This is a genomic window from Rossellomorea sedimentorum (genome assembly GCF_046237645.1).
Lineage (GTDB): Bacteria > Bacillota > Bacilli > Bacillales > Bacillaceae_B > Rossellomorea > Rossellomorea sedimentorum.
Genome location: NZ_CP143546.1, coordinates 1,598,207 through 1,611,170, shown reverse-complemented (window position 1 = coordinate 1,611,170; position 12,964 = coordinate 1,598,207). Strand labels below are relative to the sequence as shown.

Sequence of the window (12,964 nt, the reverse complement as noted above, 5' to 3'; positions counted from 1 at the left end):
TCAAATCGACTTACTTTTGGTCCTATGAAGCCTTCATGAGACACCCTAATCTTAAAATCGACTTACTTTTGGTCCTATGAAGCCTTCATGAGACACCCTAATCTTGAAAACAACTTTCTTTTGGTCTTATGAGGCTTCCATGAGACACCCTAATCTTAAAATCGACTTACTTTTGGTCTTATGAGGCTTCCATGAGACACCCTAATCTCGAAATCGACTTACTTTTGGTCTTATGAGGCTTCCATGAGACACCCTAATCTTGAAATCCTCTTATTTTTGGTCCTATGAAGCCTTCATGAGACACCCTAATCTTAAAATCCTCTTACTTTTGGTCCTATCAAGCTTCCATGAGACACCCTAATCTTAAAATCCTCTTACTTTTGGTCTTATGAAGCTTCCATGAGGCACCCTAATCTTGAAACCCTCTTACTTTTGGTCCTATGAAACTTCCATGAGGCACCCTAAACTTGAAACCCTCTTACTTTTTGTCTTATGAGGCTTCCATGAGACACCCTAATCTTTAAATCCACTTACTTTTGGTCTTATGAGGCTTCCATGAGACACCCTAATCTTGAAATCCTCTTACTTTTGGTCCTATCAAGCTTCCATGAGGCACCCTAATCTTAAAATCCTCTTACTTTTTGTCTTATGAGGCTTTCATGAGGCACCCTAATCTTAAAATCCTCTTACTTTTGGTCCTATGAAGCTTCCATGAGGCACCCTAATCTTGAAACCCTCTTACTTTTGGTCTTATAAAAAAATTCAATTCCAATCCCAATCCTGTTGCCGGGCACTCTTATCAAAAAACAAAAAAAACTTGAACCAACACGGCTCAAGTTTTTTTAACACTAATGCTCTTATTCAAACGCTGTTTTCGTATATATTGTTGCTCCCGGAAAAATCCAAAGAGCCGGATTTTTTCCTTGGAGACAAGGGCTTTTTCTCTGAACAGTGTGAATTAGCTCTTTTCTTCCTTGTTTATCAGGGATTTCTGGTTAATTAAGAAAATTTTTAAAAAGTTTGTATTAAATAGCAGCAAAGTTTACGAAAAGTGCCTATTCAAAAGTCCCTTTTACTACAGCTATTCCGTTCTCCACCATTACTTTCCCTTTAGCAAGGACCATATTAATGGTCAAGGTCTTCTGATCAACGAGCACAATGTCCGCATCTTTTCCTTCGACGATGGTTCCCTTTTGATGGAGTTTCAGAATTTTCGAAGGGTTGGAGGTAATCACTTTGATGGCTGTTTCCAATGGTATCCCCTCTTTAAGGACAGCATCACGGACTGCATCATACAAACTGGATACCTTGGCCACCTTCAGTCCTTTAAATTCTCCTTCCTGATCAAATGCAGGCAAGCTGCCCTGTCCATCGGAGGTGAAAGTAATGTTTTCTATGGACACTCCTACGTCGATCATACGTTTTAATCCTTTTCCGCACTCAACCTCTCCGTCTTCAAGAAACTGAGGAATTGTACTTGTAGTAAAATCAACATATCCGCCGTTCAAGGCATATTTGATTCCTTCCTCAAACAAATAAGGATTACGGTTGATGTGGGTCGGATAAAATTGTTTGATCGGGATATCAGTATTTTCAATAACATCATAAATCAATTTTAAACAGTCACGGCTGTCTCCCAGGTGAACATTGACCACTCCTGACTTTCCGGATAGTATGCCTCCGACCCGGGACTGGGAAGCAATCCGCGCTAACTCTTCAGCTGTCGGCTGAGAGGAACGGTGATCGGCAATCGCTATCTCGCCTGTACCGATAATTTTATCTACAAGGAGAAGGTCGTCTTCAATTTTTCCCGTTAATGTTCTTACGGGTATCTGATAGGAACCCGTAAGAACATAACACGTGATTCCTTCTTCATCAAGACCGCGCGCTTTGGCGACCAGACTGGCCATAGTCCGCGTTGTTCCGTCCGTTCCGATAACACCGATAAGAGTCGTAATTCCTGATAATGTCGCATCAGTCAGCTGGATTTCAGGAGTCCGTGTTTTGTAACCTCCCTCTCCTCCCCCGCCAAGAATATGGACATGAGAATCAATGAATCCCGGAAGAACAGCTTGTCCTTGTGCATCTATAATTCGTACTTTTTTTGCAAAAAATCCATCAGGAATTTCTATCACATCTTCAATAAAGCCAATTTTCTCATCAATTATCAATATATCTTTCTTCCCTAAGTAGTCCGGTGCATAGACTTCTCCATTCTGTATCAGAATCATGGTGGTTCTCCTTTCCTTAAATAATTACCAATCTTAATATCCCATATCCTTAACTACCTTGACAAAGATTAATATCTTCTAGAATTGAACACAAAAAAACCGAACATTCCTTAGTTCGGTTTTTACCCTTCCGATCCCGGAAAAATCAAATCATTGCTGCGGATGGTCACCAATTCATGCCGGTCGTAAGAGTTATGCATAAGAAGCCGCATTGCCTGGGACCTGATTGATTTCTCTATCACGTTCCGTACATACCTTCCATTTGAAAAGGCTGCAGGGCTTATTGTGGTCTTGACCTGTGAAAGGTGATCCCTCATTTTTCTCTCTGCATCTGTACTTAATTCATATTCCTTTTCCGTCAGCATCCTTCTGCCAATTTCCATCAACTGCTCAACAGAATAATCCTTAAATTGAAATACTAAAGGAAAACGCGAGTGAAGACCCGGGTTGAGGGTTAGAAATTGGTCCATCTCACGTGAATACCCTGCCAGGATAAGTATAAAATCGTGCTGTTTGTCTTCCATATGTTTAACAAGGGTATCGATGGCTTCCTTTCCAAAATCTTTCTCTCCTCCGCGGCCAAGGGAATAAGCCTCATCCACAAACAGAATCCCACCCATCGCTTTCTTTATGAGATCCCTTGTTTTCTGAGCAGTATGTCCGATGTACTCCCCGACCAGATCTGCTCTTTCTGCTTCAATCAGATGTCCTTTTGATAGTACATTCATTTTATGAAATAACTTTCCTATTAGTCTCGCTACGGTCGTCTTCCCGGTCCCTGGATTTCCTTTGAACATCATGTGTAAAGCTTGTTTCCCTGCTTTGAGGCCTGCTTCTTCTCTCTTTTTGTTTACATATATCCACGCGTAAATCTCTTTCACCATTTTTTTCATATCTTCCATGCCGACCAATGAAGCCAATTCTGCTTCGATTTCTTTTAGTTCAGCGTGTTCCTGCGGCAAAACTTTTACCGGCTCCTCTGCTTTCCTAATCTCACGTACTGGATTTCGTTTATGTGAATTCAATACTATACTTATTTGTCCATTATTCTTCATTCTCATCGGCTGATCCATCTCTTCACCTCACCATTCTATACAGTATACGTCTGGAGGTTTTTAACGGTGACAAATGCCTATTTTGCATTTAGAAAAACTCTCTTATCATCCTATTCAAATGTTGATGAATTCATTATTAAAATTTGGTTTATAGTAATTTTGGGGTTAAGTACCAGCTTGTCGATAACTATGTTATGTAAAGTTATGAAATAATTAAATAAATTGTATAGGTTAAATTGAGACCAAAAACGTATTGACCCAGGACCACCATCTTTTTATACTCAATAACCGGCTGGAACTTTGCTGCAATTACCTACATTAAGAGCCTAATTTGCAGGTGAGTCCGATTCTGCAGCGGATCCACGTACGAAAAGAAAAGTTACATTATTTGTGCTTAAGATAGCCTTTTTCCGTACTCTCCTGCCTTTCGAATAAAAAAACACACCAGAACGGGTTCTGATGTGTTTTATCACTGAATTTGAATTATTGAGCTTCATCAAAATTAATTTGAACGTTTCGCTGTGGCGAGAAGGTGGAAATCGCATGCTTATATACCATCTGCTGCTTTCCTTCTGACTCAAAAAGTACAGTAAAGTTATCAAAACCTTTGACAAGTCCGCGGATCTGGAATCCGTTCAATAAGAATACGGTGACTTGCGTGTTGTCTTTTCGTAATTGGTTAAGAAATTGGTCTTGGATATTGATTGTTTGTTTCATGATAAGTCCTCCTCTTCTATCTCTACCTTAACTATTCGACTATAACCCTAGCTTTCCTGCAACAAAATCAGATATCTCTTCAATTTTTTTGTTGTTTTCCCTTGTGTTTGTCATATCAAACCACTCTACCTTCATTTTGTTCCGGAACCATGTCAGCTGGCGTTTGGCATACCTCCTGGAGTTCTGCTTCAGGGTTTCAACAGCGTCTTCCAACGTTACTTTGCCGTCCAGATACTCATAAATTTCCTTGTAGCCTATTGCCTGAATGGATTGAACATCTCTTAGTCCTTTGTCATATAAGGATTTTACTTCTTCGAGAAGCCCCTGTTTCATCATTAAATCAACCCGGAGATTGATTCTGCTATATAATAACTCTCGATCCATCGTTAACCCGATAAGAGCTACATCATATAACAGTTCATTTTTCTGAGTTTCCTGAGATTCGGTCATCGTCTTGCCTGTACAATGATGGATTTCCAATGCCCTGATGACTCTCCTGATGTTGTTTGGATGGATAGTTGACGCCGCTTTGGGGTCGACCAATTCCAGTCTTCTATGGATCTCCTCATTTCCCAGTTCCTCAGCTTCCTCTTCAAGTTTCCTTCGGTAGCTTTCATCACCGGTTGCTTCAGTAAATTGATAATCATACATAACTGATTGGATATATAAACCAGTTCCGCCTACTATCATAGGTAGCTTTCCACGGCTGTGAATCTCGGAGATTTTTTTCCTGACTAGGTCCTGAAATTCAGCTGCGGAAAAACTCTCTTCAGGTTCGCGTATATCAATAAGATGGTGAGGGATACCTTCCATCTCTTCTTCAGTTATCTTGGCTGTACCGATATCCATTGATTTATATATCTGCATGGAATCACCACTGATGATTTCACCATTGAATTTTTCAGCCAAATGTATGCTGGTTGCTGTCTTCCCGACAGCAGTAGGTCCTATAAGTACGACGAGTTTCTCTTTCTGTTTCAAATCGACTCACTGCTTTCTATGTAAAAGGATAAGTTTACATATTATCGTACCATAAGAATTCATTTGTTACATATCAGAAGAGTATAACCATTATTAGCGTTTTTATACCTAAAGTTTAAAAAAATTGGGTATTTAACATAAATTCGCAAAGTGAACGATAGGCCGATGCGGTATATATAGGGAGTGATAATTCACTTCGTACCTTCCGTTTCTGCAAAACAGAGAAACCTTATAGTATTAGTAAACCGCTCAGCCTTGATCTGAGCGGTTTACTGGTTTACATACGTGCCCTCTTCTTCTACAGCTTCTTAATGTCCAAAATAACTCTTTATTGAATATGCACCTCTTATTGACAAAAAAAGAGTGATTACTATTATCAGAGAAATAATTGCTATCATTATCGAAGAAATTATAAAACTATCCATCCAAAACATAACTCCATACCATGGTGTCAGGAACATCATTACAAAAGGAATAGCCCAAGTTGCATTCGTATCAGGTGTGGCATTCACATATGCTGTCAGCATGGCGAAAATGAGCGTCAGAGTCCAAAATACAGCAAAACAGATCAACACTCCAGTAGCTTTCTTTTTTACCGCCATTCCCAAAACGTAAAGCCAACCTATGATATAAATGACTGTTACAATTACATTCTTCCCCGTAGCATGATGCCCCATTATAGACTCGTCAAAATTAAGGTTAATACCTATGGTAACGAGTAAAACAGATAATACAACCAACATATTAGAAATTTTGTTTTTCAACATCTTTCCCCCTTGTTTAAAATTGTCTCAAACTACTGGATTATCTTTTGTTATCTGATTAAAAAATTTTCTCATCATTTTGCTATGCTGTCTTAAAAACTGGAACCTGGCGGGGGAATGATTCAGATAATTAACATCCATTACAATATCGCCGATCAGAGCTCGGTGAGAACAGCCGGATATGGGACAAAAAGTAAAAGTCACAGCAAATTTGCCTCTTTTACGCAGGTATATTCTCCTCTTCCCGTCCCGGAATTACTTTTTCCTTATAGAATAAAAGAGCAATGCCGCTTCCTGCGAACAATAAGGAACCAATATAGAAGATAAAGGAGATGGCAAAAAAGTCTATCAGCACACCTGTTGCAAATACCGCAAAAGAGGCAAACAGGGATGTCCAGAAATGATAGTTGCCGATCTTCTTCCCGGCTCCATTTCCATGGAAAACTTCGCCTGCCATCGTTTTTTCACACGTTTTTTGAACAGCTCCCAAAAAGCCCAAGGCCACTTGAAGTACATAGACTCCGGTCAGAGAATCGACCTCAGGAATCAACAAGAAGAGGAACGCCATTCCCCAGGCATATCCTATCAGGAATTTTCGGCTTCCGATTTTATCACTGGCCGATCCAATCCAGCGGTGAAATACCGCCGAGCTGAGAGTAAACAACCCGTAAGCAAATCCAAAACTCGAAAAGCTTGAGCCGATATTCTTTATAAACAGCAAGTAAAACGGAAACGATACCGAGCTTGCCATCATCGCAAAACTTTGTGAAAGTATAAAGTATCTCATTGTCCATACACCTCGTAGAAATGATTCATGAAGACTTCATCGGGATCAAGCCTTCTTTTACTGTTGAAAAATTCCTCTGTCCTCGGATAGGCTTTTCTCATTTGCTCCTTTGAAGGGTAAGAATAATAAGGCAGGTAGTAGCTTCCCTTGTGTTTCAAGGTTACATCCACCATCTTCCTAATGATCCTTTCTGTTTCAGCTTTGCCTTCAATTGATTTATCCTGGTTAATCAAAAGAACCAGAGCGAACATATCTTCCTTGGAATAGGAGAGGACGGCATCTTCGTTTTTTTCCACATACCGAATGGTGATATTGATTAAATTAAGGTCTTCTTCATCCAGTGCCTCTCTCAAATCGTCTATATAGTCAGTAAAGCTATTCACCGGAACAAAATATTCCTGCAGCACATCTGTATCTTTGCTGCTTTCATATTCCATGAACTTGGATTCCGATCTCATTGCATTATTCCTGGTAATAAGATCGCCATCTTTTTCTGTAAAATAAGATTTCTGCATATCCCAAAAGACATTTTTTCCCCAGTCAAAGTTCCTGGAGACACCCAGCATGAACTTAGAAATAAAGGTGCCGCTTTCCTTTTTCAGGCCGGAATACTCTTTCATGAGTTTTGATTCGCCTGCATCCACATAATCCGTTACATACATATCTTTTAGAAAGGTATCAGGAGCAGTTGATATTCTCGCAAGATGCATTTTGACCTCCGGATTCCCTTTTACTTCTTTTTTGAAAAATTCACCGTATTCATCATACGGCAGTTTTGTTGTTTTCATTTCATAAAGCTCATCGTCCGTCAATTGAAGTTCAACATCAAGGATGACGCCGAATAAACCGTAACCCCCAATGACCAAAGGAAAATACTCTTCATTCTCGGTTCTGGAAACCTGGATGATTTCTCCGTCATGTTTCAGGAGCCGGAATGAGTTGACGGTTTCAATCAAGGAGCCGTGCCGGATATCCCGCCCGTGGACATTGACAGAAAGCGAACCGCCTATCGTAAATATATTCTGTGACTGCATCACTTTAACCGCTAGACCGTGTGGATTGGCAGCTTCTTGAATATCTTCCCATGTGGCACCACTTTGAACTCTTATGGTCTTCTTCTCAGTATCCAGATCCAGAACTTTATTGAAGCCGGTCATATCCAAGACTACACTTCCAGGATAGTAGGTATGGCCTCCCTGACTGTGCATTTTCCCAGCAATGGATACTTTCAGGTTCTCTTGCACAGCTTGATTTACCGTCTCTACAATCTCCCTTTCTTCTTCTCCCTTCGTGATTTGTTCTATTTTAGTAGGCATCAAGCCTCCTATATCACTCACCGTATCCGAATTCACTCTCTTTTCTTCCTGAATTAGGGTAAAAAACACAGCAGCATACCCAAATAGAAATAAAACCAGAATTACAAACTTATTGGATGCCCACTTGCGCAAATTTAAATTCACTATTCTCCCACCTCTTATTTACCAGTTTATCCTTTCTTTTCTAAGTGTAATTTTACACTATTAAAGATAAATTACAACATTTTTTCTAATATATTTTTAATTTCTTTCCATAATAGTAATAAGTGAAAGGATGGTTGATATGAGTAAAAATAAGCTTCTTGTTCCCGAATCACGGAGTGGTTTGAATACCATGAAGGCCAAAATTTTTCAACAAGATGACCCTTCTACGGTAAAGTTCGAAGCTGCAAAAGAGCAAGGGGTGCCTTTAAGCAACGGGGATAATGGTGAACTAAGTTCCAGGGAAGCCGGAAAAGTCGGCGGAAAAATAGGCGGCAGCATGGTAAAAGAAATGATTAAAATGGCGGAGAAATCTTTGGCCAGGAAAGAGAATAAGTAAAAAGAAACAGACCGAATCTTTTTTGATTTGGTCTGTTTCTCCGTATATCATCATCGGCTATGTTAATTGGAAAGTTAAAATAGACTGCCAGCCTTTTTTCCCCATTAATTTCTTTCCATGATCTTTAAAACCACACTTCAGATACAATGACCTGGCAGCCAGATTCCTTTCATTTACAGCAAGGACAATCTCGGTCTTTTCAGGAAAGTGTCCTTTTATAAAACCGGGTAAGAGCCTCATAGCTTGTTTAGCGTACCCTTTTCCCTGGTGGATTTCATCAACTGAAAAAGCTCTTAGAAGAATGGCATCTGGATGTTCCGAATAATCCCGGATTGCTTCTCCTCGGTGCAAAACAAAGAATCCAACCGCATTATGGTTTTCCACCATTACCACCGGAAACCTGCTTTCATCTATAATTTCCAATGCTTCAGCAGGCAAGGCGGTGAATTGGTGCTGTTCCTCAACTAATGAAAACGCATTTAACTGTTCCTTAAATTTCTCATTATAAAATTGCAAATTCACGTCTTCCACCCACTAACAGCCAATCATTTCTTTGATTTTTCTTAGTTGGGGAGCTGCCATTTCCCTTGCTCTTTTGGCCCCTGCAGCCAGTATTCGATCAAGCTCTTCTTTGTTGTTCAGGTAGTCGTAATATTTACAACGGGGTTCGCTCAGCTCTCGGTTCAATACTTCAAATACTTCTTTTTTTACTTGTCCCCAGCCGATTCCTTTTTCGTACTTCTCCCGCATCTGTTCTGTTTCTGATGACGTGGCGAACTCCTTATAGAGGGTGAATAAGGATGATTTTTTCACTTCTTTTGGTTCCTCTGGAGGAGTTGAATCCGTCACAATCTTGTTGACCAGTTTTCTCAGAGCTTTTTCTTCTGAAAACAGCGGTATTGTGTTTCCGTAGCTTTTGCTCATTTTCCTTCCATCCAGGCCGGGAATGACAGCCGTTTCTTCCTCTATTACATATTCGGGAAGTTTAATGGCTTCACCGAACGTACGGTTGAAATTCTCCGCAATATCCCTCGCTATCTCGACATGCTGCACTTGATCCTTTCCAACAGGTACTTTTTCTGAATTAAACAACAGGATATCCGCTGCCATCAGGATTGGATATGTAAATAACCCCATATTAATGCCAGAATCGGGATCATTTCCTTCCTGATTGTTCTCCTCCACTTTTGCTTTATAGGCGTGTGCCCTGTTCATAAGTCCTTTTGGTGTCATGCAGGATAGGATCCAATGCAGTTCCAGGATTTCCGGCACGTCTGACTGTCTGTAGAATATCACCTTTTCAGGGTCTAACCCCAGGGACAGCCATGCTGCGGCAATTTCATACGTATACTCTTTGAATTTTTTACGGTCCTGCACGGAATTCAAGGCATGGTAATCAGCAATGAAATAAATTCCTTGCGAGCTGCTGTCCTTTGCCATCTCCAGCGCCGGCTTAATGGCGCCGATATAATTTCCAAGATGCGGGTGCCCTGTCGGCTTTATGCCTGTTAATGCTGTCGGTCTTTCCAAGAAAATTCCTCCTAAGTAAAAGCGTAACAGAAATAAATACTGTCTAATCTGCCAGAAAGCAAAAAGGGGTCCCTCATCCAAAAAGGACGAGAAACCCCGCGGTGCCACCTTCATTTACCCTTTAAAACAGGGTAATCTTTAAAAAGAGCAGTTGTATATCTGCTCTTTGTGTTCCTTTTAACGGTAGAACTCCTCCGCCGGCCTATTGTTTCAGCCTGGATGCTCCAAAGCCCATTCAACGTGGTTCAACACTGATTTTCACCAGCCATCAGCTCTCTTAAGTCTTCCCATGTCTACTCTTCTTTTTCATAGCATAATATTTTAAAAATTTTGATTACATTATAGCTTATAATGTCAGGAATGGCAATCCACATTTCTGCCGTTTTATCCTTCTCAATAAGGGTAAATAACATGTAAGAATCTTTGCAACCATGGATTAAAGAAGCACTAGGAGGTCTTACCATGATCATTGTCTATTTGAGCATCGCTTTGGTTGTCCTTTCTATCATCTATCTCGGATATGAAGGATATAAGTTCATGAAAAAAACAAAACCGACGTTGAACCACTTGAACAGTACGGTTGAGAGCTTACAGCAGCGAGCTCAGCATTTGCAGGAGGAAACCAATGAACTTACCACCCACAGCCAGGAACTTAAGGAAGATATTGATGAAAAGAAAGATAATATCCAATATACAGTCGGAGCCGTCAAACAGTTGCCGAAACCAGTAAAAAGGATTTGGGAAAACAATTTTAAAAAACCGGATGAAGGAAAGAATTACAGAACTTCAAATGGGTAAATATTTTAGGGTCTCATACGGATGTATGAAACCCTTTTTTCTTTGGCTTTATTAAGTGGTTGGGCTGGTCCTTAAGAACGATATTACTTTTTACCGTCCTCTAGAGAGGTTCTTGAGGTCGATATTTTCTGATTTACTTTTTATCGTCCTATGTGCGACTCTATAGGTCTTTAATTTTATTTTTATTTTTTTATCGTCCTTTAAAGGCGGGCTATAGGTCTTTAATTTCGCTTTTGCTTTTTTATTGTTCTTTAGGGGGGCTCTATAGGCCTTTACTTTTGCTTTTTCTTTTTTATCGTCCTTTAGAGGCGGGCTATAGGTCTTTAATTTCGCTTTTCCTTTTTTATTGTTCTTTAGTGGGGCTCTATAGGCCTTTAATTACGCTTCAAATTTATTATCGTCCTTTAAGAAACCTCACTTTCGATTCTTTTCTTATTCAATAGGCCTCTTCACATTTATTACTTTCTCATCGGAATCTCGGCATCCCTGATGGCATTGTCAAGATCGATTAGAAATTGCCTTTTGAGTTCCGGCTTCCATTCAAGCACCGTGGCCATCACATCGACGACAGTCTTTTTCCATTGCTTTACCCATTGGATATCAAAAAAGAGTTTGCCGGTTCTTCTCACAAAGAAATCGAGCGGTGTAACGGTCATTTCTTCTTTGATTGAATATAAGAGCATGGCGTAAATTTCAGCTGGCAGACTCTTATCGGAAACTTGTCTGAAGGAGCGGGCGATTTTAAACACCTTAGGTGCATTGGAGCCGTAACGCTGCACAAGCTCGCGGCCAGAGTGAACACTTAAGCCGAATTGCCCGGCCTCCAATGCCTGGTTGTCGATATATTGCTGGAATTGTGCTGATCCTCCAACATCCCCGCCAGATATGGTCATTTGTTTTGTTGAGGATGCCGGAAAGGTCTTTTTCGTATCTTGCTGAAGCCTGTTGGCAATCAGGTCTGTGACATCCTCAGCCATTTTCCTGTATCCTGTCAGTTTGCCACCGGCAATCGTCACCAGCCCGCTTTCTCCTTCCCATATTTCATCTTTTCTTGAAATTTCAGAAGGATCTTTTCCTTCCTCATATATCAGCGGACGAATCCCGGACCAGCTGGATTCAACATCCTCCTTTGCTATCTTCACTCCAGGGAACATATAATGAATGCATTCGAGCAGATAGTTACGGTCTCCCTCTGTGACTTTAGGATTGGAAGTATCTCCTTCAAAAAAGGTATCGGTGGTTCCCACATAGGCTTTTCCTTCCCGCGGAATCGCAAAAACCATCCGGCCGTCAGGAGTATCAAAGTAGACGGCCTGCTTCAAGGGGAACTTTTCTTGATCAATCACTATATGAACTCCTTTTGTATGACGAAGCTTCTTATTATTGGTGGAGTAATCTTTTTTTCTTACCTCATCCACCCACGGTCCCGATGCATTGACGACTTTTTCAGAATGAATCTCAAAAACTTCTCCCGAAAACACATCCCTTGCATGAATTCCTTTTACTTTTTTATTTTCATCATAAATGAATCTCTCAGCTTTGACATAATTGAGGGCAAGTGCACCATGCTCAATTGCCTTTTTCATCACTTCTATTGTTAAACGTGCATCATCTGTTCGGTATTCGACATAGCAGCCTCCTCCCTTTAACCCCTTCCTGTTGATAAGGGGTTCTACTTCCAGGGTTTGGGAAGCTGAAAGCATTTTTCTTCTTTCGGTCTTTTTCACACCAGCGAGAAAGTCATAGACCCATAAGCCTGCTGAAGTACTGAACTTGCCAAAGCTTCCGCCTTTGTGGATCGGCAGCAGCATCCTCTCAGGATTGGTGACATGGGGGCCATTTTCATAAACGATTTCTCTTTCCTTTCCTACCTCAGCCACCATTTTTACCTCTAATTGTTTTAAATACCGCAGTCCACCATGTACCAATTTGGTTGAACGGCTTGAGGTGCCTGCTGCAAAATCCTGCATTTCCACCAATGCTACCTTCATTCCGCGGGCTGCCGCATCAAGAGCAATTCCAGCACCTGTTATGCCGCCGCCTATTACTGTAAGATCAAATCGCTCCCGCACTAAGCTTTCCTTGATTTCACTTCTTTGCAAGCTTGAAAAACTCATCCTTCATTCCCCCGCCTCTCACTGTTGTACATATAATAAGTTTCCGTGTAGATTGTTGCTATCGGAGAAATCCCAAAGGTCGGATTTTCCCTTTGGTACATTGGCTTCTCCCTCTAAATTTTCTTTC

12 protein-coding genes and 1 other annotated feature are annotated in these 12,964 nt (G+C 40.7%); of the genes, 2 read left to right on the top strand and 10 right to left on the bottom strand.

The features are described from left to right. Nucleotides 1–1,055: 1,055 nt before the first annotated feature. The 7 genes from iadA to V1502_RS07750 form a co-directional block, all read right to left on the bottom strand. The gene (gene iadA / locus V1502_RS07780; protein WP_409253790.1) at nt 1,056–2,231 is read right to left on the bottom strand and encodes a beta-aspartyl-peptidase; all 1,176 of its coding nucleotides are present in this window, start codon (nt 2,229–2,231) and stop codon (nt 1,056–1,058) included. Between the two features lie 122 nt (nt 2,232–2,353). Further along, nucleotides 2,354–3,304 carry a stage V sporulation protein K gene (gene spoVK / locus V1502_RS07775; protein ID WP_409253789.1) on the bottom strand — a complete coding sequence of 317 codons (951 nt, stop codon included), beginning with the start codon at nt 3,302–3,304 and terminating at the stop codon, nt 2,354–2,356. A gap of 465 nt (nt 3,305–3,769) precedes the next feature. Then, nucleotides 3,770–4,003, bottom strand: a complete 234-nt coding sequence (gene hfq, locus V1502_RS07770; protein WP_409253788.1) for an RNA chaperone Hfq — start codon at nt 4,001–4,003, stop codon at nt 3,770–3,772. A gap of 39 nt (nt 4,004–4,042) precedes the next feature. Beyond that, the gene (gene miaA, locus V1502_RS07765) at nt 4,043–4,984 is read right to left on the bottom strand and encodes a tRNA (adenosine(37)-N6)-dimethylallyltransferase MiaA (protein ID WP_409253787.1); all 942 of its coding nucleotides are present in this window, start codon (nt 4,982–4,984) and stop codon (nt 4,043–4,045) included. Between the two features lie 308 nt (nt 4,985–5,292). Continuing rightward, entirely contained in the window at nt 5,293–5,748 is a 456-nt protein-coding gene (locus V1502_RS07760) for a hypothetical protein (protein WP_409253786.1), read from the bottom strand. A gap of 220 nt (nt 5,749–5,968) precedes the next feature. After that, the gene (locus tag V1502_RS07755) at nt 5,969–6,535 is read right to left on the bottom strand and encodes an MFS transporter (RefSeq protein ID WP_409253785.1); all 567 of its coding nucleotides are present in this window, start codon (nt 6,533–6,535) and stop codon (nt 5,969–5,971) included. After that, nucleotides 6,532–7,995: an FAD-dependent oxidoreductase gene (locus tag V1502_RS07750; RefSeq protein WP_409253784.1), complete on the bottom strand. Its 1,464-nt coding sequence runs from the start codon at nt 7,993–7,995 to the stop codon at nt 6,532–6,534. The genes V1502_RS07755 and V1502_RS07750 overlap by 4 nt, the downstream gene beginning before the upstream one ends. Before the next feature lie 139 nt (nt 7,996–8,134). Between V1502_RS07750 and V1502_RS07745 the strand changes: the two genes are divergently transcribed. Continuing rightward, nucleotides 8,135–8,392, top strand: coding sequence for a small, acid-soluble spore protein, alpha/beta type (locus V1502_RS07745; RefSeq protein WP_409253783.1), 258 nt, complete (start codon nt 8,135–8,137; stop codon nt 8,390–8,392). Between the two features lie 57 nt (nt 8,393–8,449). Here the strand turns inward: V1502_RS07745 and V1502_RS07740 are convergent, their stop codons facing one another. Both V1502_RS07740 and V1502_RS07735 read right to left on the bottom strand, forming a co-directional pair. Then, the gene (locus V1502_RS07740; protein ID WP_409253782.1) at nt 8,450–8,914 is read right to left on the bottom strand and encodes a GNAT family N-acetyltransferase; all 465 of its coding nucleotides are present in this window, start codon (nt 8,912–8,914) and stop codon (nt 8,450–8,452) included. 12 nt (nt 8,915–8,926) lie between these two features. Further along, nucleotides 8,927–9,922, bottom strand: coding sequence for a tryptophan--tRNA ligase (locus V1502_RS07735; RefSeq protein WP_409253781.1), 996 nt, complete (start codon nt 9,920–9,922; stop codon nt 8,927–8,929). A gap of 79 nt (nt 9,923–10,001) precedes the next feature. After that, nucleotides 10,002–10,241, bottom strand: a binding site (T-box leader). A 143-nt stretch (nt 10,242–10,384) separates the two neighbouring features. On the opposite strand from V1502_RS07735, the gene V1502_RS07730 reads away from it, so the two are divergent. Beyond that, nucleotides 10,385–10,720 (top strand): DUF948 domain-containing protein, encoded by a 336-nt coding sequence (locus tag V1502_RS07730; RefSeq protein ID WP_409253780.1) that lies wholly within the window; start codon nt 10,385–10,387, stop codon nt 10,718–10,720. Between the two features lie 458 nt (nt 10,721–11,178). Here the strand turns inward: V1502_RS07730 and V1502_RS07725 are convergent, their stop codons facing one another. Further along, nucleotides 11,179–12,837, bottom strand: coding sequence for a glycerol-3-phosphate dehydrogenase/oxidase (locus tag V1502_RS07725; RefSeq protein WP_409253779.1), 1,659 nt, complete (start codon nt 12,835–12,837; stop codon nt 11,179–11,181). Nucleotides 12,838–12,964: the final 127 nt, after the last annotated feature.

What these genes read in the sequence shown, in the direction of transcription:
- V1502_RS07755 (WP_409253785.1), bottom strand. Translation starts at nt 6,535, where the DNA reads ATGAGATACTTTATACTTTCACAAAGTTTTGCGATGATGGCAAGCTCG.
- spoVK (WP_409253789.1), bottom strand. Translation starts at nt 3,304, where the DNA reads ATGGATCAGCCGATGAGAATGAAGAATAATGGACAAATAAGTATAGTA.
- V1502_RS07745 (WP_409253783.1), top strand. Translation starts at nt 8,135, where the DNA reads ATGAGTAAAAATAAGCTTCTTGTTCCCGAATCACGGAGTGGTTTGAAT.
- hfq (WP_409253788.1), bottom strand. Translation starts at nt 4,003, where the DNA reads ATGAAACAAACAATCAATATCCAAGACCAATTTCTTAACCAATTACGA.
- V1502_RS07725 (WP_409253779.1), bottom strand. Translation starts at nt 12,837, where the DNA reads ATGAGTTTTTCAAGCTTGCAAAGAAGTGAAATCAAGGAAAGCTTAGTG.
- iadA (WP_409253790.1), bottom strand. Translation starts at nt 2,231, where the DNA reads ATGATTCTGATACAGAATGGAGAAGTCTATGCACCGGACTACTTAGGG.
- V1502_RS07730 (WP_409253780.1), top strand. Translation starts at nt 10,385, where the DNA reads ATGATCATTGTCTATTTGAGCATCGCTTTGGTTGTCCTTTCTATCATC.